Source organism: Hymenobacter sp. IS2118 (assembly GCF_000715495.1).
Taxonomy (GTDB): Bacteria; Bacteroidota; Bacteroidia; order Cytophagales; family Hymenobacteraceae; genus Hymenobacter.
The window spans coordinates 19,164-39,208 of sequence record NZ_JNLX01000187.1 but is presented as its reverse complement, the minus strand read 5'-3'; the positions used below and the strand labels follow the sequence as shown (position 1 = coordinate 39,208).

The window sequence follows — 20,045 nt, the reverse complement described above, 5'->3', positions numbered from 1 at the left end:
GAGTTCCCACGGCACCGCCGCATCGTGCAGCGACCATAGCTGCCACACTATGCGGCCACTAAGTTGCCGGGTGGATGTCGGCTCTAATTACCGGCTTACCACTAGCGCAGGCTAGAAGCTTAGAAGCCATGTGCGGGACCGAATACTCGATGAGGCGAAGCAAGGTGTCGGCTGTTGAAAGCAAGCCGACCGGAATGGAGCAGTTCGCGCGTAGTGATGCAGAGCGGAAGTGACAAAATACGGAAGCGATGTAAGCCCGAAAACCTACCCACGTCTACGAGAGCAGGCCTGTTTCTCTTTTACTAATTTATTTAGTAAATTATTCTCTTCGATTCCTTAAATCCACATCACCAGCGTTAGCGTATATGGACAATTCCCACAGGATATTTATGCCTGACTGCACCAATTGAATCAATTACCTTTGAAAAAGACTAAAAATAATATTTCTAGTCTTTTTAGTTTGTCGTAAACTTTGTATCTTTGGTCATGTCAAAAGTAAAGCTCCCCACTCCGCTTCCCGTCCAGCAGTTTGCTCGTTGCGTGAACGACGCGCAGCGCCCTTCCGACTATGTAGGCGACTGGCCCGCTGCCGGCCGTGTGTATGCCGTGCGAGTGCTGCCGCATGTGCGCACCGGCCAGCCCCAGGTACACGTACTGGGCTTCTACGCCGAACGGCCTTACGGGGCTTTCGCCGCTCACCGCTTTGAGCAGGTGGCTGACGTATGGCTCAATTAAATAGTAAACTGTAAGCCTTTAGCGACAGGACTTCTGTGTCAAATTTTGCACAGCTGCTTCCAGCGCCTGGGAATGTAGGTGAGACGTTGAAAATGCTGAAAATCTGCTGGCACCAAAGGGGCTTTATATCATTAGAAGCACAGTTGCATGTTTGGGTGCGGAAGCCCTATGGCGGCAACGACTATTTGCCGTATTGGTAGAGAATACCGTATTCGGCGGGGGTCCAGAGACAGGCTTTCTGGCCGGAGGCTTTCAGGGCGTTGTTGGTCCAGGTGTTGCAGGTGTAGAGGAAGCTATACACGCCGTGGGCTTCGTAGAATGCATCGTTTTGGCCGTAACTGTGGCCCTCGATATGCTGCGGCCGGCCTGCGGCATCATAGCGAAAGCTTTTCTGGATATAGGCGATAAGCCGGGCGTATTCGTCTTTGCTCAGGTAGAGCGGCACGGTATCGGGGCCGGACTCTAGCTTGGGCATGTACGTGGTGTGCATGGCCGAAGAGCCCAGCCAGAACGCCGCCACGAAGGCCGTACTAAACTTGAGCTCGGCCCAGGTGGGCGTGTCGAGGTAGAAGCCCTTATCGCCCCAGCCGAAGGCCAGGTAGCTCAGGCTGGTGTCGCCGGACGGGATGTCGCTGTAGGGCAGCAGCTGGCTCCAGTCCATTTGTGGGCTTTTCACGGGCAGGACAATGTCGGTGTGCACACCGTTGCTATGCAGATACACCAGCACATCCTGCGAAGCCTGGGGCTGGGTTTTGGGCACAGTGATGCGCGAGAGTACGAAGGCGGTGCCCACATACAGGCCGGCCACGCCGAGCAGCGTGCCCGCCGCATAGCCTATCGGCTTCAGTATTTTTCGAAGGAGAATTGACATAAGTCACTTAAGGTATTGAGCCGACATAGCGGACGCTTGCACAGGTTGGCAATTTACCGCTGCCAGCTGCTTACGCCAACACAAACAGATGTGCGCCCCTTACGCATGAAGCTGCTGCGATGGCTGAAATTCGGCCGTTTCCGGGCCCGGACTGGTCTGGTCCCGGGCGCTAGCGGGGCAGCAGGTCGCAGTACCAGAAGCCGGTATCAAACGGACTGGGCTCGTCGGTTTCGGCACAATCGTAGCCGGAATCATCGGTTTTGGGGGCGGGCGTGTACTTACGGTACACTACTTCCCCTTTTTCAAAGGCCACGGGCTGAGTGAAAATAGGCCCGTCGAAGACGAAGGTGTGAAACTCACCGTTCTCGCCGCAGGGGTCCACGCCGGTGGGCAGGTCGCGCAGAAATTCTTCGTCGATAACGCGGCCCACGAAGCTTTGGTCCAGGTATTTTTCGTTAACGCAGGTGGTAATGGTTTTAAAGCCCAGGGCCAGAAACTCGCGGATAAGCGCCGCAGTGGGCCCGCCCCACAGCGGGAACGCGGCCTGCAGGTTGAGCCGGGCCAACTGCGCTTCGCGGTATTGGCGCAGGTCGGCCAGGAAAATATCGCCGAAGATGGATACTGTGGCGCCCTGACTTTTCAAGGCCCGAAGCGTGGTGGTCATTTGCTGCTCGTAGGCCTCCATGGTGGGCATTTCGGGTAGCACCAGCTTGTGGCAGGGAAGCCCGATGCTGGCCACTTGCTGGTCGAGCAGCGCCACGCGCACGCCGTGCATGGAAATGCGCTGGTACGCTTCGCTGATGCTGGTGAGCAAGGTCAACACCTCGAATTCCCCCGCCTGCTGCACCTTGTAGAGTGCCAGCGCCGAGTCCTTCCCCCCGCTCCAATTGAATATTGCCTGCTGTTTCATCTTCGGGCAAAGAAACTGTGTAGCGTGGACTTTGCGCGGGCGCCCGGGCGCCGGACCGCGGGCGGTGGTCAACTTCCCGAAATCAACCCTCGTAGCTTAGCGGGCCCATCAACCCTTATCCGCCCATGTCGCCTGCCGAACAACTTGCCTCCGCCGAAATGCACGTCTGGCAGCAGCGCATGCAGCGTCCTCCGTCCTTCCTGAATGGGCTGGCGCGGCGCGTGCAACTCCGGCTCAATGCCCTGCTGCCCGAGCGGGTGCACCGGGCCATCACCTCGGCTATCAAGCAAATGGTGCGCGGGGCCTTGTTTGGTTCGACGCACATTACCCGCCGCCCCTTGGCTGATGTGCTCTTGCCGGAGCGCGAAATCGCCGTGCGGACCCGCATTCGCTATTACCGCAACACCGCTTCGGCCGAAGGCGCCGTGACGGGCGCGGGCGGCTTCCTGCTCGGGCTGGCCGATTTCCCGCTGCTGATGGGCCTAAAGCTTAAGCTGCTCTTCGATATTGCCGCCCTCTACGGCCACGACGTGCGCGACTACGCCGAACGGCTGTACCTGCTCCACGTTTTCCAGCTGGCTTTCAGCAGCCAGCACACCCGCAACGACACCTACCGCCGCCTCGCCGCCTGGGACAGCTACCGCCACACGCTGCCCGCCGACGTCAACGAATTCGACTGGCGCACCCTCCAGCAGGAATACCGCGACTACATCGACCTCGCCAAAATGGCCCAGCTTGTGCCCGTCATCGGCGCCCCGGTGGGCGCCATCGCCAACTACAAGCTCATCGAACAGCTCGGCGAAACGGCCATGAATTGCTACCGCATGCGGCATTTCGCGGCGGAAGCAGCTAACCGGCAGCTACCCGAATAGCCGCAGCTTTTTCGGAATTCCACTCCGAGAATAAACCCTACCGGGAGCAGGCAGCCCCTACATCAGGCAGCACCAAGAAATGGCTACAACAAACTGCGATTTGGCTACGCCGGGCGGCGGGGCACTCCCGACCTTTGGTTGGTAGAAAATCGAACAAGAAAAGCGGACCTTCTGCCAACGTTTTGTTCGCCACCAAAGCATAGTTTCAGCGCCATGAAAAACGAGCTGCCGCAGCGCGTCGATTCCATCTCGGCCTTTCATCAGCTCATGGGCCTGCCCAAGCCGGAGCATCCCCTGCTCAGCCTTATCCGGTTCGAGGCCCTTACCTACGCGGGCAATGTTGCGCCCGCCCCGATGCTGAACCAGTTCTATTCCATTGCGCTGAAAAAGAATTTCAACGGCAAGCTCCGATACGGCCAGCAAGTGTATGATTTCGACGCGGGCATGATGGTGTTTATGGCCCCCGGCCAGCTGCTGACCGTGGAAGCCGATGAAACCCTGCGGCATTCGGGCTGGCTGCTGCTCATTCACCCCGATTTTTTGTGGCACACGCCGCTGGCCAAAACCATCCGGCAGTACCCTTTTTTCAGCTACGCGGTGCATGAGGCACTGCACCTTTCCGACAAAGAAGAAGACTTGCTGACCGACCTCATGCAGCGCATCGGCCAAGAATACCACGCTCCGATTGATGCATTCAGCCAGCCCGTTATCGTGGCGCAGCTGGAGCTGCTGCTGACGTACTCCGAGCGGTATTACCAGCGGCAGTTCATCACCCGCCACATCACCAACCATCAACTCCTCAGCCGGTTGGACGACCTGCTCACGGCTTGCTTTGACGGCGAGGCGCTGGCCCGGCAAGGCCCACCCACCGTCCAGGCCATTGCCGACCAGCTCCATGTGTCGCCCAACTACCTGAGCGTGCTGCTCAAGGGCCTCACCGGCCAAAGTACCCAGCAGCACATTCAGGCCCGACTTATCGAGAAGGCCAAGGAACAACTGTCCACGACGGAGCTGTCGGTGAGTGAAATTGCCTACGCCCTGGGCTTCGGGCACTCGCAGTCGTTCAGCAAGCTGTTCAAAACCAAAACTGCCCTCTCGCCCCTGGCCTTCCGCAACTCGTTCAACTGATTTTATCTCCTCATTTACCGTTCCAACGCATGAAATTAGCCGCTAAGGGACCCATTCGGCCCGCGCCCGTGCTGGCCGGACCGGCCCAGCAAACTGCCACCGCCATTCGGACGTGGCCCGATATAATCTCCGCTACCCACTGGGATTTATTCGACCGCACCCGCGTGGACGGGGCCGATTTCTACGTGGGAGAAGCCGAGCTCGGCCACATTCATCTGAATGGGGAAGTGCACCTGGCCACCACCGCCGGCCTGGGCCTGCCGCTACTGGCCCAGCGCCTGGCCAGTCCGTTTCCGTACGGCCAAGGCCCCGGCGACTGGGTGACGTTCCGGATTCGCACCGCTGCGGATGCCGACCACGCCACCTGGCTGTTTCGGCTCAATTACGAGCGCCTGCACGGCCAGCCGCTGGCCGTGCTGCTGGAGCGCCTGCAGGCCGGCCGCAACCAGTAGCCCCGCCCCAACCACAATTATTGTCACTCCCAGAAATTCATCAACATGCTTGTCATCACCGGAGCCAACGGCCAGTTAGGGGCCGCCATTTTAGAAAACCTGCTGCGCCTCATACCCGCCAACCAACTGATAGCCAGCGTGCGCGAACCCGGCCAAGCCACCGCTCTGGCCGAGCGCGGCGTGCAAGTACGAGCCGGCGATTTTGGGCAGCCCGAGCGCTTGCCAACCGCCTTCGCGGGGGCTAGCCAGGTGTTAATTATCTCCGCCAATAAGCTCGGCGAAGAGGCCCGACGCTTGCACCGGGCCGCTATTGAGGCGGCCCACGCCGCCGGGGCCGACCGTATTCTCTACACCAGCCACATGGGCGCGCGGCCCGATTCGTTCTTTGAGCCGGCCTTGAACCATGCTGCAAGCGAGGCCATGCTGGCCGCGCAGGGCGGGGCCTACACCTCGTTGCGCCACGGCTTTTATGCCGAAAGCGCCCTGCACATGGTAGGCCACGGGCTGCGGGAGGGCATCCTGCGCACGCCCGAAGACGGCCCCGTGAGCTGGACTACCCGCGCCGACCTAGCCGAAGCCGACGCGCTGATTCTGACCCAGCCTGGTCGTTTTGAGGGTATCACCCCGCCGCTCACCGCCGCCACCGCCGTAACAATGGCCGACCTCGCCGCCCTGGCTTCGGAAGTTACGGGACGCGACATCCGGCACGAGACGGTGACGGACGATGAGTGGCGGCAGGCCACCATTGCGCGGGGCGTGCCGGCCCCGGTAGCCGAACTGCTGCTGGGCACGTTTCGGTCGTCCCGGCGCGGCGACTTCGCGGCCGTAGACCCCACGCTGGAAACTCTGCTGGGCCGTTCCCCGCAAACCATGCGCAACGTGCTGGCCGATTTCCTGAAGCCTACAGCCAACTGAGCAGTTGCTGTTACGCCGCTCTAGGCGCGATACTATTCCTACTTGGCATTTTTTAACTTCTTCCGCACCTGCTTATCCACGGCCGCAGGGTCCAACTTGTCAGCAATGGCCAGGTATTTTCGGGCGCTATCGGGTTGTGAGTAGAAGTAATAGGCGGCGGTCAAATCCGCGTAGGGGCGTGCCTGCTTGGGATTCAATTTAATTGCCTGCTTTAGGTACAGCACCGAAGTGTCGAGGGCAGCGAAGTTCTTCGTAGCCAGGAAGTGGTTGATGTAGCTATTGGATGCGTCATTTAAAACCTTCGCGTTGGTCGGATTAAGCCTTATTGCCAACCTTAAAAACGACCGTGACGCCGCGAAATGCCTTTGCTTGCCCAGAATATTTCCAAAACCCCAGTACACTTGGGTATTCGTGCTGTCGAGCATCCATGCTTGGTTAAAGCGCTTCATAGACACATCCAGCTCATTGGCATAGAAATGGTCCCAGCCCCGGGATGCAAAAGCGGCTGCAGCTTCCTGCCGGGACTTGAATGTCTTTTCACAATAGGCAAAAAACTGCTGGTCGGCAGCTATCTGCTCGGGGCACTTTTTTACGCGCCCGTACATGGGAACCAGGTTGATTCCGGGCAAACAGGGAGGAACAGCCGATAGGCAAATCAGTGCTACCATTGCCAAAAAAATAGTCTTCCTCAGCTTTTGCATGGGCTATAAGTTTATTTGCAGCGCATTACGCACCCTGAAAGCTCGGCGAATATAAACAAAACGGCCGCCCCAGAATACTGAGGCGGCCGTTGCTGCTTAAGCGCTAAAATCGACTTTTGATATTAGAAAGTCGTTTTGGCTGCTGCTTCCTTCAAGCGAATCAGGTTCAGGGCCGAGCCGGCTTTGAACCACTCGATTTGACCCTCGTTGTAGGTGTGGTTGAGGGTGATGAGGTCGGTGTCGCCGTCGGCGTGGTGCAGGCGGGCCTGCAGGGGCTGGCCGGGCGTAAAGTTGGTCAGGCCGAGGATGTCGATGGTGTCGCCTTCCTCAATCAGGTCGTAATCGGCCTTGTTATCGAAGGTGAGGCCGAGCATGCCCTGCTTTTTCAGGTTGGTTTCGTGGATGCGGGCGAAGCTCTTCACAATCACGGCGCGCACGCCGAGGTGGCGGGGCTCCATGGCGGCGTGCTCGCGCGAGCTGCCTTCGCCGTAGTTCTCATCGCCCACCACTACCGTGCCGATGCCGATGCTCTTGTAGCCCCGCGCGGCCTGGGGCACGGTGGTGTAGCCGTCGCCCTGGGTCGAAAAGTCGCGCACCTCGTTGGGCTTGCCGTTAAAGGCGTTGGTGGCCCCGATGAGCATGTTGTTGGAGATATTGTCCAAGTGGCCGCGGTACTTCAACCACGGGCCGGCCATCGAAATGTGGTCCGTCGTGCACTTACCCTGGGCCTTGATGAGCAGGCGCAACCCTTTCAGGTCGGTGCCTTCCCAGGCTTTGAACGGCTCTAGCAGCTCCAAACGGTCGGAGCTGGGGCTTACCAGCACCTGCACGCCGCTGCCGTCGGCGGCGGGCGCCTGGAAACCGGCATCTTCCACGGCAAAGCCGAGGGGCGGCATTTCCACGCCCACCGGCTCGTCGAGCTTTACGGGGCCGTTGGCGCCGGGCAGGGTGTCGGTGAGGGGGTTAAAAGTCAGGTTGCCGGCGATGGCGAAGGCCGTCACGATTTCGGGCGAGGCCACGAAGGCGTGGGTGTTGGGGTTGCCGTCGTTGCGCTTGGCAAAGTTGCGATTGAAGCTGGTAATGATGGAGTTGCGACGCTTGGGGTCGTCGGTGTGGCGGGCCCACTGGCCGATGCACGGGCCGCAGGCGTTGGCCAGCACCACGCCGCCCATCTGCGAGAAGGTGTCGAGGAGGCCGTCGCGGGCCACGGTGTAGCGCACCAGCTCCGAGCCGGGCGTAATGGTGAACTCGGCGTTCACCGTCAGGCCCTTACTCACGGCCTGGGCGGCAATGCTGGCGGCGCGGGTGATGTCTTCGTAGCTCGAATTGGTGCAGGAGCCGATGAGGCCGACTTCCAGCTTCTCGGGCCAGCCGTGGGCCTTTACGGCAGCGGCAAACTCGGAGATGGGCCAGGCGGCATCCGGCGTGAATGGGCCGTTCACGTAGGGCTCCAGGGTGTTGAGGTCGATTTCGATGAGCTGGTCGTAGAACCTGGCGGGGTCGGCGTACACCTCGTCGTCGGCGCGCAGGTGCTGGCGCACGGCGGCGGCGGCTTCGGCGATTTCGGCCCGGCCGGTGCCGCGCAGGTAGTCGCCCATCTTCTCGTCGTAGGAGAATACCGACGTGGTGGCACCAATTTCAGCGCCCATGTTGCAGATGGTGCCCTTGCCGGTGGCCGAGAGGCTCTCGGCGCCGTCGCCGAAGTACTCCACGATGGCGCCCGTGCCGCCTTTCACGGTCAGGATGCCGGCTACTTTCAGAATCACGTCTTTGGCCGAAGTCCAGCCGTTCATACGGCCGGTGAGCTTCACGCCAATCACCTTTGGGAACTTCAACTCCCAGGCCATGCTGGCCATCACGTCCACGGCATCGGCACCGCCCACGCCAATGGCCACCATGCCCAAGCCGCCCGCGTTAGGGGTGTGCGAGTCGGTGCCAATCATCATACCGCCGGGGAAGGCGTAGTTTTCGAGCACTACCTGGTGAATAATGCCGGCGCCGGGCTTCCAGAAGCCAATGCCGTACTTATTGGAAACCGAGGCCAGGAAGTCGTAAACTTCCTTGTTTTCGGAGTTGGCTTCGGCCAAATCCTCGGTAGCGCCGTCTTTAGCCTGAATGAGGTGGTCGCAGTGCACGGTGCTGGGTACGGCCACGGTGGCTTTGCCGGCCTGCATAAACTGGAGCAGCGCCATTTGGGCCGTGGCGTCCTGCATGGCCACCCGGTCGGGGGCAAAATCAACGTAGGAAACGCCGCGCTCGTACGCTTGCTTTACTTCGCCGCCAAACAGGTGGGCGTAGAGAATTTTCTCGGTGAGGGTGAGCGGGCGCGCCACGGCGGTGCGGGCCGCCTCGATGCGGGAACCCATGCCGGCGTACACGGCGCGAATCATTTCCAGGTCGAAAGCCATAGGATGCGGAGGTAAATAAGGTGTTGGTGCAAATGTAGTACTGCGGGTTAGGTTGGACCTAACCGGAATCTACAGAAGCCGTTTATCCTAAGCTTAACGCAATATTTGGGCGGGGCGTTATCTGAGCGTAGCGGTTGCGGGAACTGCGGCCGGGTCATTGCAAGGCAGCAGCAGGCGGCAACCTGTTGGCACGGAACGCAGTTGCCGGGCTTCCGTTTGCATTTTTGCGGTTACTTATGAATACTTCGATTGCCCGCTGGTTGACTTTGGCCGCGCTGGGCTTGAACGCCTGCCAGTCCAACCCTACTACTGAAACGGCAGCCGCTGGTGGTAATGCCGCGCCCGTACTCACGCCCGGCCCCTGGCGCGGCGTGCTGGCCACCCAAGGCCAAGAAATTCCGTTTTTGTTCGAGGTAAAAACCGAAGCCGGCAAGCCAGTAGTGTACCTTATTAATAAAGGCCTGGACGGCGAGGAGCGGCTGCGCTGCGAGGAAATTTCCTCGGCAGGCGACTCCACCACCATTCGCCTGCACCCGTTTGACGCCGCGCTCGTGGTGCGGGATGCGGGTGAGGGCAAGCTGAAAGGCACCTGGGTGAAGTACGATGCTCAGGACTCGTACCGCGTGCCGATGACGGCAGTAGTAGAACCAACAGAGGAATTGTCCAATCGGCTTTTTCCTGATGAGGTTTCAGAAACCGACAAGTTCACGTTGCCTTTTGACAGTCGACTTGAGAATCAGCAAGCTGTTACTTACAGAGCAGAATTCAAAGATGAACAGGGCAAAACCTGCCCTGCGGTTGGGGTACTCCGGTTTGATACAGAATCAGGCAACTTATTTGGCGAGTTTTTTACCACCAGTGGCGACTATCGTTGCTTATTTGGTAACCGAGTTAAAACGAAAGGCAAGCCAAGAGTACGTTTGTCGTCCTTTGATGGAAATCACGCTTTCCTTTTTGATGCTGTAGATAGTTCTATAGGCTTGAGTAGCCTGAAAGGCGACTTCTACTCCGGCAAGTCCGGCCACGAAACTTGGACGGCCGTCCTCGACCCCAACGCCAAGCGACCATCTACCAGCAAAGGTTTTCGCTGAAACCTGAAAACGGACAATCACCCTTACCACAACCTATTGAGGTAACCAGCAGTTGTGGGCTCCGGTTGACTCCATTCAATACGCCCTTCGCATTTTTGCACCACTTATGACTACAGTTTCCTTCCGCCTGTTGACTATCGCCGCGCTCGGCCTGGGCCTGGGCGCCTGCCAGTCCAACCCTACTACTACCGAAACGGCGGCCGCAGGCGGCGCGGCGGCGCCCGTGCTCACGCCCGGCCCCTGGCGCGGGGTGCTGGCCACGCAGGGCCAGGAAATTCCGTTTTTGTTTGAGGTGAAAACCGAAGCCGGCAAGCCGGTGGTGTATCTTATTAACAAGGGCCTGGACGGCGAGGAGCGGCTACGCTGCGAGGAAATTTCCTCGGCCGGCGATTCCACTACCATCCGCCTGCACACCTTTGATGCCGCGCTGGTGGTGCGCGCTGATGGTAAGGACAAGCTGAAAGGCACTTGGGTGAAGTATGATACCAAGGACCCGTACCGCGTGCCGCTGACGGCCACGGCAGGAAAACAAAACCCGCAGGTGCAGATGGAAGGCGGAAAAGAGCTATTCAATCAAGATGATGGGTCAGCGGGAAAGGTGTTGCCGATATTTAATAAAGCTATGATTAAAGGTGCAAATTACAAGGTTACTTTTCGAAGAAGTGAGGGCAATACGTATCCCGCAGTGGGTGTTTTCAAATACAACGTCAAGGACAATGGAACAGAAAATAATTTGACGGGCAAATTCTTAACTGAAACAGGAGACTACCGTTATTTAGCTGGAAATATCGTGCTGCGTAATAAAGTGCAGCACTGGCTTCTTAGCACTTTTAATGGTAATAATGCCTTTCTCTTTGATGCCGTGCCGGACAAGGAAAGAACCTCTAGTTTAAGAGGCGACTTTTACTCTGGCAAATCCGGCCACGAAACTTGGACTGCCGTGCTCGACCCCACCGCCAAGCGACCATCTACCAGCAAAGGGTTTCGCTGAAACCTGAATACGAACAACCACCCTTCCCACAACCTATTGCGGCAACCAGCAGTTGTGAACTCCGGTTGACTCCATCAATACGCCCTTCGCATTTTTGCACCACTTATGACTACGTTTTCCTTCCGCCTCCTGGCTACGGCCGTGCTCGGCCTGGGTCTGGGCGCCTGCCAGTCCAATACCACTACTACCGAAACGGCGGCCGCTGGCGGCACTGCGGCGCCCGTGCTCACGCCCGGCCCCTGGCGCGGGGTGCTGGCCACCCAGGACCAGGAAATTCCGTTTCTGTTTGAGGTGAAAACCGAAGCCGGCAAGCCGGTGGTCTACCTCATTAATAAGGGCCTGGACGGCGAGGAGCGGCTGCGTTGCGAGGAAATTTCCTCGGCCGGCGATTCCACCACCATCCGCCTGCACAGCTTTGATGCCGCGCTGGTGGTGCGCGCCGACGGCCCGGACAAGCTGAAAGGCACCTGGGTAAAGTACGATACCAAGGATTCGTACCGCGTGCCGATGACGGCTTCGGCCGGCGCGCAGGAGTTGTTTGCCACCGCGCAATCAACCGAAAAAACGGGCAGCTTCGGTGGCACCTGGCGGGCCACTTTTGGCGAAGGCTCGGAGAGCTACACGGCCACCGGCGTATTCACCCAGAAGGGTGACAAGCTCACGGGTACTTTCCTCACTACTACCGGCGACTACCGTTACCTCAGCGGCCAAGTGAGCGGACAAAATATGCGCGTGAGCACCTTCGACGGCAGCCACGCCTTTCTATTCACGGCCCACAACGGACCGAAGGAACCCATCGACATCACCAAAGAATACGCGCCCAACACGCTGTTCGGCGACTTTTACTCCGGCAAGTCCGGCCACGAAACCTGGACCGCCGTGCTCGACCCCAACGCCAAGCTGCCCGATGCCGACGCCCTCACTTCCCTCAAAAAAGGCGAAACGCGGCTGAATTTCAAGTTTCCCAGCATCTTTGAGGGCGGCGTGGTGGAGCCGACCGCGCCCAAATACCAGGGCAAAGTGGTGGTCATCCAAATCCTGGGCTCGTGGTGCCCCAACTGCATGGACGAAACCAACTTCCTGGCGCCGTGGTACGAGAAAAACAAGAGCCGCGGCGTGGAAGTCATCGGCCTGGGCTACGAGCGCAGCCCCGACTACAAAGTGGCTTCGGCCCGGCTGCGCAACATGCGCGAGCGGTTCAATATCGGCTACGAGCTGGCCGTGGCCGGCGTATCTAACAAGGACTCGGTGGCCAAGTCGTTGCCGCAGCTGGCGCAGTTTCTGGCCTTCCCCACCACCATTTTCCTGGATAAAAAAGGCGTCGTGCGGAAAATTCACACCGGCTTTTCGGGCCCCGGCACGGGCAAGTATTACGAGGAGGAAGTTGCCAGCTTCAACCGCGAAGTGGACAAGCTACTGAAAGAATAGCACCACGGCCAAATCAGCAAAATACGTTTTCAAGCCTCGAAAGCCCGGATTTACTCCTAAATCCGGGCTTTCTCGTATCCTGATATAGCTGGAGCACGACGTGAGCAACACGACGGCTGCTGCTAATTCTTTTTCCCTTACTGCGCCATGAAAAACATCCTTGTTCCTACCGACTTTTCGGCCGAATCGCACCACGCTTTTGAGGTAGCCATGCAGCTGGCCCAGCACACGGGCGGCAGCGTGACGCTGCTGCACGTAATTGAAGCGCCGGAGTCGGGCACCGCCAACTTCAGCACGTTTGGCGGGCCGGTGAACGGGTCGGAGCTGCCCAACAGCAACGGCGGCATGGACGAGCTGTTCACCATCAAACTGATGGAAGTGACCAAGCAGCGCATGGCTGGGCTGAAAGACGAGGCCGAGCGCCTCGCCCCCGGCGTAGCAGTGCACGACACGGTGGAGGTTTCGCGCATCGGCGACGGCATTTTGGCTGCGGTGGAGAAGCACGGCATCGACCTGGTGGTGATGGGCGCCCAGGGCCACGGCGCCATGGAAGGCTTTTTTGTGGGTTCAAATACCGAGCGCATGATTCGCCTGGCGCCCTGCCCGGTGCTCACCATAAAGAACGCGCAAGCCAAGTTTGAGGTGCGCAGCATTGTGTTTCCCTCGGATTTCACCGAAGAGGCGGCTACCGCTACCGACGGCCTGCGCCGGGTAGTGGCGGCCTTTCCCAACGCCACGGTGCACCTGCTGCACATTGTATCCAGCTCCAATTCCGACACGGGGCAGCAGCATCTGCAGGCCTTTGCCGAGCGGGCGGGGCTGTCCAACATCCAAATAGAAATGGTACGTGCGGCCAGTACCACGAGCGGTATCGAGCAATACGCCCAGCAAATAAATGCCGATTTGGTGGTCATTCCCACTCACGCCCGCTCAGGGCTAAGCCGCTTCTTCCAAACCAGCATCGCCGAAACCGTGGCCACCAACGCCCTGCCGCCAGTGCTGACGTACCATTTGAACGCGTAGCACCGTGGGCCGGGGGTGGGGCCCTGCGGCTGGTACGCCACCATTTACCCCACCAACCGCAGCCGCACCTGAAAGTCGTTGCGGGGTCGCAGGGTAATGAGCGGCTGCATGGTTACGGGCGGCTGGCCGGCTATCCACTGCACCTCAAAGCGCCGCAACAGCTCCAGGGTCACGAGCTGCATTTCGGTGAGCGCGAACTGCATGCCGATGCACAGGCGCGGCCCGCCGCCAAAGGGCACGTAGGCAAAGGGCTGCACCGGGCGCGCCGGGTTGGGCGCAAAGCGGGCGGGCCGGAACTCGGCGGGCGCGTCCCAATACTTTTCGTCGTGGTGCAGGCCGTAGAAATACAGCGAAAACAGCGTGCCTTTGGGAATGTGGAGGCCGTTGTAGGCGTCGTCGGCCAGGGCCACGCGGTCTACCATCCAGGCGGGTGGGTAGCGGCGCATGGCTTCCTGCACGGCAAAAAGGGCTTTCCCAAGGCGCGGCAGGTCCTCGAATGTGGGTGGGCGCCCCGCGAGCACGGCATTCATCTCGGTGCGAATTGCGGCAGCTTCGCCGGGGTGGTGGGCCAGCAGATAGGTGAGCCAGGTGAGGGCGTTGGCGCTGGTTTCGTGGCCGGCGATGAGCAGAATCAGGGCTTCGTCGAGCACGCGGTCGGAGGTCATGGGCTCGCCGGTATCCTCGTAGCGCACGTCGAGCAGCATTTGCAGCAGGTCGTCGGGTGGCGTGGCGTTGGGCTGCTGGTTGGCTGCCTGGCGCCGGGCAATGTAGCCGCCCAGCTGCGCCCGAAGCTCCGCCGCCAGCGCATCGTGGTAGCGGAACTGCCCCCGCAGCCGGAACCAGGGCTTGAGGTAGGGCTGGCGAATGGAGCGCACGAAAAATGCCTGAATTTCGGTAATCAGCCCGGCCAGCCGGTCCAGTTCGGCTTCGGGAAAGTTGGTACTGAACACCGAGCGGGCAATAATGCGGAACGTCAGCCGCGTCATCAGCTCGTGCACCGGCACGGCAACGGCCCCGCCCCCACTGGCGGCCTGCGCGGCCAGCGGCGCCAGGGTTTCGGCCGTGAGCTCCTGCATAAGGCCGGTGAGCCCGGCCACCCGCTGCCGATGGAAGCCCGGCTGAATAAGCCGGCGCTGCCGCAGCCAGTCGGGCCCTTCGTTGGTGAGCAGGCCGTGGCCAATGTAGCGCGAAAACCCCTGGGTAAACTTCGATTTGGCGTAGTTGCGGTGGTTTTTCTGCAGGATGTGCTGGGTCAGGCCGGGGTCGCGGGTGAGGATGCTTTTCTCAACCCCGCCGATGAACAGCTCCACCGTGTCGCCGTAGCGGGCCAGAGTGGCGTCGAGCACCGGTAGCGGGTCTTTGGCCAGCGCAAACGAGCGCAGCAGCGAGCGCCAGCGCGGCACCCGTGGCAGTAAAAACGCTTGTTTCGGAGCCGCTTGCTCGGTTTTTAGGGTTTCCATGAGTAGTTGCTGAAGCTGGCCCGACACCGGCCGCCGTCATCAAAACTACCTACTGGGCCGGTCCAATTCGTCTTTTTCGAATTGGCACCGTAAAAACACCGCGTAGGCGCGGCCCGTCTGGTCCTTTCTAACGATTGAACGCGCCTTGGCGCATTTCCACACCAAATGGGCGCGTTGTACTTATCCTTTTCTTCACCCAACTAACTCTTCCTTCTTATGTGGACGCAGCAAAACCCCAACTCCCCCGCCCCACTCGCCGACGTACAAGGCCGCGCCGTGGGCCTCAAGTTTGAGTGCGAACAGTGCAGCACCGAAGTTTTCACCGGCCTCATCGGGGTACCCGCCCCCAACGAGCATGCCGACTCGGCCAAGCACGCCGAAAACCACGAAATCGAAGAAATCAAGTGCCCCGGCTGCGAAATAACGCACTCACTGGAAGTAGACAGCTCTTTCTGATGGCGTGACCTTCAAAGTGAGCGACGCCAAGGCCGTGAGCTATCAGGTAGCCCAGTAATTTCAGGTCACAGATTGGCTCGAATTAAGCGGAGTGCACGGATTTTGGGCGCGCTCTCCTTCGCGATTTTACTGCTAAAGGCCACCCAATCGGGTGGCCTTTTTGCTGCCTGGTCCCCGGCCAACTGCGCGGCCGGCGCTACTCTGCCAGCCCCTTGCCGCGGAGAATGCCTGGGCTGCATTTCTCAATTCTGGCCACGCGCGTTTTGGACTGCTTGGGGGCCGAAAAATGCAACAAGTAAGCCCGCTGCCGGCCTGGCGTCAGGGCCTCAAATGCTGTTTTCAGCGTGGGAGTTTCGGCCAGCTTGTGCTGCCATTCCTCCGGCGCCGCAAATGCTTCGGTCTTCTTGAGCACCACTTGCAGCCCTTTTGCTCCACCTCCAGCGCTTCCCGAATGCAGGCTTTCACCACGGCTTTTCGGGCCACGACTTCCCCAACCGTGGTAAAGCGCAGCTGTCTCGCCGCCTGCGTGTTAGCCGTTTGCTGCACCAGTAGGTCCGGCGCACTCCGAAGCAGCGCGCCTTTAAAAAACAGCACGGCGCAATACTCTTTAAAAACATGCAGCAGCAAAATATTGCGGCCGTTGTACGTGTAGCAGGGCACGCCCCACTTCAGCACTTCTGTTAGGCCACATTCGAGGGCCAGCGCCCGTAAGTGCTCCAGGGCTTCGCGCCACTGCTGGGTTTTGAGGAAATAAAAGTCAACTTTCGGGTTCATAGAGAAGCAGATTTAAACAGCTGGCCCTTGCAGTTGGCCGTGCGGCGCCGCCAAGCCAAGAGCCGCTGCCTGGGCCGTCGGCTCGGGTGCGGCGGGCAGGCGGCGGCCGGCGGGGCGCAGCCACCAGGAGGCCACCGCCAGACAGGCAAATACGAACGCCGGCAAGGCGCGGGCCACGCCCTCACCGCTGGCCAGGTGCGACGCAGTAGCGCCGGTGAGCAAGAAGAAAAAGCCCGCGTAGGCCCATTCTTTGGCCCGCTGCCAGCCCGGCAGCAAAATCACCGCGGTGCCTGCCAGCTTCCAGGCCCCTATCAGCGGCAGCACGTAGAGGGGGTAGCCCAGGTGCCGCATGCCGTCCACGTTTACTTGCGCGCGCAGTAGCTGGGCCGTGCCACCGGCCAGCATTCCGAAGGCCAGCAGGCCGATTACCGTCCAGAAAAGGGTCGGGCGAGGGTGGTTGTTTTTCATGGTAAGCAGCGGGGTACGAAAGGATATGTCAAAACTACCCATTGCACCTACCCCGCTATTTAACATATGATAAAAAGCTACTGCCCGGCCCGAATGCGGCTTAGCGACACTTGCGTGATGCCCAGGTAGGCCGCCAGGTCGCCGAGGCTAATACGCTGCAACAAGGGTGCTTTTTCCCGCACAAACAGGCGGTAGCGCGTCGTGGCATTTTCCTCCAGCATTTCGCTGATACGCTTCATCATGCCAATGGAAGCAAACCCCAGCAACTGCTTAAACAAGGTTTCGATGGCGTGGTACTCGCGGCAAAGGCGCACAATGTCGGGCCGCGCAATGCTGTGCACCGTAGTCGGCTCCAAGGCCAGCAGCTGGTATTTGGAGGGGGCCGTGGTGAGGTAGCTGTTGATTTCGGTGAACAGAATATCCTCCTTGAAAAAGGTCATAATGAACTCCTTGTCCTCCTTGAAAAACGACGACTTCACCAGCCCCTGCTCTAAAAAATGATAGTGCTGGCTGGCTTGCCCGGCGCGCAGCAGGCAAGTGCCTTTTGCAAATTCCTGCCGTGTAAAAGCGCGCAGCAGCTCGTCGCGGGCCGGTGGTTCGAGCCGAACAATGCGGTCGGTATAAGCCAGAACAGGATGCATAGCGGGCCAGGCGGGCAAAATAGAGTTTGGCGTGGCCAATCCGCGGTCTATTTTTCCCGCTCTATGGTGTAGTTAATCAGCTCTTCCAGCGAGGTGCGGCTCGGCGATTCGGGGAAGGTGTGCAGGATGGCCAGGGCCTCGTCGCGGTAGCGTTTCATGGTGGCAATGGCGTAATCCAGCCCCCCCGACTTTTTCACGAATTCAATCACCTGCTGCACCCGGTCGCGGTGGCCGTCGTTGTTCTTCACATTGAAGATGACCTTGCGCTTTTCCAGCCAGGAAGCCTGTTGCAGGGCGTAAATCAGCGGCAGCGTCATCTTTTTTTCCTTAATATCGATGCCAACGGGCTTACCTATTTCGGCGGTACCGTAGTCGAACAAGTCGTCCTTTATCTGGAAGGCGATGCCCACTTTCTCGCCAAACAGGCGGGCCCGCTCAATTACCTCCTTGTCGGCGCCCACCGAGGCGGCGCCCACGGCCGTGCAGGAAGCGATGAGCGAAGCCGTTTTTTGGCGGATGATGTCAAAATAAACATCCTCGGTGATGTCGAGCTTGCGGGCTTTCTCGATTTGCAGCAGCTCACCTTCGCTCAGCTCGCGCACGGCGTTGCTCACTATTTTAAGCAGGTCGTAATCGTCGTTTTCCAGGGCCAGCAGCAGGCCGCGCGACAGCAGGTAGTCGCCCACCAGCACGGCTATTTTATTCTTCCACAGCGCATTGATGGAGAAGAAGCCACGGCGGTAGTTGCTCTCGTCCACCACGTCGTCGTGTACGAGAGTAGCCGTGTGCAGCAGCTCGATGAGCGCCGCGCCCCGAAACGTGGCGTCGGGCAGCGGGTCGCCGGTGGCGGGCTCAAGCCGGGTGGCGCGGGCCGTGAGAAACACGAACATCGGCCGAATCTGCTTGCCCTTGCGCTTCACGATGTACCCCATTATCTTGTCGAGCAGCAGCACTTTGGTGCGCATCGACTGGCGGAACTTGTGCTCAAACTCTTCCATTTCGGCCGCGATGGGGGCCTGAATCTGGTCGAGGGAAAAGGGCGGAGTATGGGGCATTGCGGCAACAATATTACGCCAGAACCGGGGAGTCTGGGCAGGAAGTTGGGCGGGTAGGCGGGTACGAGGTTTCAGAACGGCGCCAACTCCTACCCTGCTACCCTCCCACCCTCCTACCCCAAACGCCCTACCTTCGCCTATGCTCACTAACTCGCCTTTTCTGCTCAGCGGCACCCGCCACGGTCGCGCTTTCGAAGCCGACGCCACGTATCAGGCTACTGGCCAGGCCAAACCGGTGGTCGTTTTCGTGCACGGTTTCAAAGGATTCAAAAACTGGGGCCATTTCCCGCTGCTGGCCGATTTTTTTGCGGAGCGCGGGTTTGTGTTCGTCAAGCTCAACCTCTCGCACAACGGCCTGGTAGTGGGCGGCACCGGCGACCTGGAAGATTTGGACGCCTTTGGCCGCAACAATTTCAGTATTGAGCTCGACGATATCGGGCAGGTTATCGACGCCCTCTTCACGCCCGGCGCCACGCCCGTGCCCGCCGCCGAAATGAACCTGAGCCGGCTCAGTCTGGTGGGCCACAGCCGGGGCGGCGGCCTGGTGCTGCTCAAAGCCGCCGAGGACCCGCGCGTGCACGCCGTGGCTACCTGGGCCGGCATTGCCGACATCGACCAGCGCTGGCCCCAATCGGTGCTGGACGAGTGGCAACGGGCCGGCGTGCTGCACGTGCCCAACCTGCGCACCGGCCAGCAGCTACCGCTCCACTACCAGATTCTGGAGGACTACGTGGCCAACCGGCCGCGCCTCGATATTCCGCACAACGTGCGCCGCCGCGTGCGCCAACCCCTGCTGCTGGTGCATGGCGAGAGCGACGAAACCGTGCCCCTGACCGCCGCTCACGCCCTACAGCAACTCAAGCCCGATGCCGAACTGCTGCTGGTGCCCGGCGCGGGCCACATGTTTGGCGGTGCACACCCCTGGCCTGCAACCACCTTGCCCGAACCCGCCCAACTAGTGGCCGAACACACGGCGGATTTTTTCCAACGCCAAGCGTGAGCAGTCCGGTAACGGCCTACTTGCTGCTGGGCAGCAACCTCGGCAACCGGGTCGCGCTGCTGCGCGACGCGCGGGCCCGGCTGGCGGCCACGGCCGGCCAAGTGGTAGCAGCATCGGCCTTATACGAAACCGCCGCCTGGGGCCGCGAAGACCAGCCTGCCTTCCTCAATCAGGCCCTGGCTATTGAAACGCTCCTGTCGGCCGGAGAGCTGCTGGCACGATGCCTGACCACGGAGCAGCAGGCCGGCCGCGAACGGCTGGAGCGCTGGGGCAGCCGCACCCTCGACGTTGACATCCTGCTGTACGGGCCGGCGATAATAGACCAGCCTGACCTGACCGTGCCCCACCCGCGCCTGGCCGAGCGGCGGTTTGCCCTGCTGCCGCTGGCCGAAATTGCGCCGCAGCTGGTGCACCCGGCGCTGGGCCTAACCATGGCGGACCTGTTGGCGCGCTGCCCCGACCCGCTGCCCGTGCGGCCGTGGCTGGGTGATGGCGTCTTGTAAATCACCAACCCGACTTGGCAGGCCACTATTTCTAACTTGCGTTATCTGGCGCTGGAAAATCGTTTATATCAGGCTGTCAGGTGGCCACCGATTTTGGCATTTGCTGCTAATCAGAAGCTTTCTCAAGGCGAGTGGCTGGAACTTTCGTTCTAGGTAGCTGCTT

Annotated in this window: 22 protein-coding genes; 12 read left to right on the top strand and 10 right to left on the bottom strand. The window is 60.0% G+C overall.

The features are described 5' to 3' along the window. Positions 1-486: 486 nt before the first annotated feature. Positions 487-735 (top strand): hypothetical protein, encoded by a 249-nt coding sequence (locus GM79_RS20810; protein WP_152560120.1) that lies wholly within the window; start codon positions 487-489, stop codon positions 733-735. A gap of 181 nt (positions 736-916) precedes the next feature. On the opposite strand, the gene GM79_RS20805 is transcribed toward GM79_RS20810, so the two are convergent. Beyond that, positions 917-1,606 carry a TIGR02117 family protein gene (locus GM79_RS20805; RefSeq protein WP_035567634.1) on the bottom strand — a complete coding sequence of 230 codons (690 nt, stop codon included), beginning with the start codon at positions 1,604-1,606 and terminating at the stop codon, positions 917-919. A 169-nt stretch (positions 1,607-1,775) separates the two neighbouring features. Beyond that, positions 1,776-2,516 carry an ATP-binding domain-containing protein gene (locus tag GM79_RS20800; RefSeq protein WP_035567629.1) on the bottom strand — a complete coding sequence of 247 codons (741 nt, stop codon included), beginning with the start codon at positions 2,514-2,516 and terminating at the stop codon, positions 1,776-1,778. Positions 2,517-2,641: 125 nt separating this feature from the next. On the opposite strand from GM79_RS20800, the gene GM79_RS20795 reads away from it, so the two are divergent. The 4 genes from GM79_RS20795 (at position 2,642) to GM79_RS20780 (ending at position 5,883) form a co-directional block, all read left to right on the top strand. After that, positions 2,642-3,388 carry an EcsC family protein gene (locus GM79_RS20795; RefSeq protein WP_035567627.1) on the top strand — a complete coding sequence of 249 codons (747 nt, stop codon included), beginning with the start codon at positions 2,642-2,644 and terminating at the stop codon, positions 3,386-3,388. 213 nt (positions 3,389-3,601) lie between these two features. Continuing rightward, the gene (locus GM79_RS20790) at positions 3,602-4,516 is read left to right on the top strand and encodes a helix-turn-helix domain-containing protein (RefSeq protein WP_035567625.1); all 915 of its coding nucleotides are present in this window, start codon (positions 3,602-3,604) and stop codon (positions 4,514-4,516) included. A 29-nt stretch (positions 4,517-4,545) separates the two neighbouring features. After that, entirely contained in the window at positions 4,546-4,968 is a 423-nt protein-coding gene (locus GM79_RS23425; RefSeq protein ID WP_051719144.1) for a luciferase family protein, read from the top strand. 45 nt (positions 4,969-5,013) lie between these two features. After that, positions 5,014-5,883, top strand: coding sequence for an NAD(P)H-binding protein (locus GM79_RS20780; protein WP_035567623.1), 870 nt, complete (start codon positions 5,014-5,016; stop codon positions 5,881-5,883). A gap of 38 nt (positions 5,884-5,921) precedes the next feature. Here GM79_RS20780 and GM79_RS20775 read toward each other — a convergent pair whose 3' ends face one another. Together GM79_RS20775 and GM79_RS20770 are read right to left on the bottom strand one after the other, a co-directional pair. Further along, on the bottom strand, positions 5,922-6,512 hold the full coding sequence (locus GM79_RS20775) for a tetratricopeptide repeat protein (protein ID WP_152560119.1): 591 nt from the start codon (positions 6,510-6,512) through the stop codon (positions 5,922-5,924). A gap of 194 nt (positions 6,513-6,706) precedes the next feature. Beyond that, complete coding sequence (locus GM79_RS20770; RefSeq protein ID WP_035567620.1) at positions 6,707-8,992, bottom strand: aconitate hydratase; 2,286 nt, start codon at positions 8,990-8,992, stop codon at positions 6,707-6,709. A gap of 236 nt (positions 8,993-9,228) precedes the next feature. On the opposite strand from GM79_RS20770, the gene GM79_RS20765 reads away from it, so the two are divergent. From GM79_RS20765 to GM79_RS20750, 4 genes are all read left to right on the top strand, one after another. After that, entirely contained in the window at positions 9,229-10,083 is an 855-nt protein-coding gene (locus GM79_RS20765) for a hypothetical protein (protein ID WP_035567616.1), read from the top strand. A 223-nt stretch (positions 10,084-10,306) separates the two neighbouring features. Beyond that, the gene (locus GM79_RS20760; protein ID WP_152560118.1) at positions 10,307-11,074 is read left to right on the top strand and encodes a hypothetical protein; all 768 of its coding nucleotides are present in this window, start codon (positions 10,307-10,309) and stop codon (positions 11,072-11,074) included. 105 nt (positions 11,075-11,179) lie between these two features. After that, a complete protein-coding gene (locus GM79_RS20755) occupies positions 11,180-12,502 on the top strand; it encodes a peroxiredoxin family protein (RefSeq protein ID WP_035567610.1) in 1,323 nt (440 codons plus the stop codon). Positions 12,503-12,649: 147 nt separating this feature from the next. Continuing rightward, a complete protein-coding gene (locus tag GM79_RS20750; protein ID WP_035567607.1) occupies positions 12,650-13,525 on the top strand; it encodes a universal stress protein in 876 nt (291 codons plus the stop codon). Positions 13,526-13,569: 44 nt separating this feature from the next. Here GM79_RS20750 and GM79_RS20745 read toward each other — a convergent pair whose 3' ends face one another. Then, complete coding sequence (locus GM79_RS20745) at positions 13,570-14,985, bottom strand: cytochrome P450 (RefSeq protein WP_051719143.1); 1,416 nt, start codon at positions 14,983-14,985, stop codon at positions 13,570-13,572. Between the two features lie 216 nt (positions 14,986-15,201). On the opposite strand from GM79_RS20745, the gene GM79_RS20740 reads away from it, so the two are divergent. Beyond that, positions 15,202-15,441 carry a hypothetical protein gene (locus tag GM79_RS20740; protein ID WP_035567605.1) on the top strand — a complete coding sequence of 80 codons (240 nt, stop codon included), beginning with the start codon at positions 15,202-15,204 and terminating at the stop codon, positions 15,439-15,441. A 196-nt stretch (positions 15,442-15,637) separates the two neighbouring features. On the opposite strand, the gene GM79_RS26375 is transcribed toward GM79_RS20740, so the two are convergent. The 5 genes from GM79_RS26375 to GM79_RS20720 all read right to left on the bottom strand — a co-directional run bounded on the left by GM79_RS26375 (position 15,638) and on the right by GM79_RS20720 (position 18,379). Continuing rightward, positions 15,638-15,853, bottom strand: coding sequence for a YdeI/OmpD-associated family protein (locus tag GM79_RS26375; RefSeq protein WP_316930141.1), 216 nt, complete (start codon positions 15,851-15,853; stop codon positions 15,638-15,640). Next, the gene (locus GM79_RS20735) at positions 15,781-16,215 is read right to left on the bottom strand and encodes a DUF1801 domain-containing protein (protein WP_316930140.1); all 435 of its coding nucleotides are present in this window, start codon (positions 16,213-16,215) and stop codon (positions 15,781-15,783) included. The genes GM79_RS26375 and GM79_RS20735 overlap by 73 nt, the downstream gene beginning before the upstream one ends. 12 nt (positions 16,216-16,227) lie before the next feature. Next, a complete protein-coding gene (locus GM79_RS20730; protein WP_072008689.1) occupies positions 16,228-16,683 on the bottom strand; it encodes a DoxX family protein in 456 nt (151 codons plus the stop codon). Between the two features lie 77 nt (positions 16,684-16,760). Further along, entirely contained in the window at positions 16,761-17,324 is a 564-nt protein-coding gene (locus GM79_RS20725) for a Crp/Fnr family transcriptional regulator (RefSeq protein ID WP_035567603.1), read from the bottom strand. A gap of 47 nt (positions 17,325-17,371) precedes the next feature. Further along, positions 17,372-18,379, bottom strand: coding sequence for a polyprenyl synthetase family protein (locus GM79_RS20720; RefSeq protein ID WP_035567601.1), 1,008 nt, complete (start codon positions 18,377-18,379; stop codon positions 17,372-17,374). Positions 18,380-18,518: 139 nt separating this feature from the next. Here GM79_RS20720 and GM79_RS20715 point away from each other — a divergent pair, with 139 nt between their 5' ends. Together GM79_RS20715 and folK are read left to right on the top strand one after the other, a co-directional pair. Continuing rightward, positions 18,519-19,379: an alpha/beta hydrolase family protein gene (locus GM79_RS20715; RefSeq protein ID WP_035567598.1), complete on the top strand. Its 861-nt coding sequence runs from the start codon at positions 18,519-18,521 to the stop codon at positions 19,377-19,379. Continuing rightward, a complete protein-coding gene (folK, locus tag GM79_RS20710; RefSeq protein WP_035567595.1) occupies positions 19,376-19,882 on the top strand; it encodes a 2-amino-4-hydroxy-6-hydroxymethyldihydropteridine diphosphokinase in 507 nt (168 codons plus the stop codon). The genes GM79_RS20715 and folK overlap by 4 nt, the downstream gene beginning before the upstream one ends. The last annotated feature ends 163 nt before the right edge of the window (positions 19,883-20,045 follow it).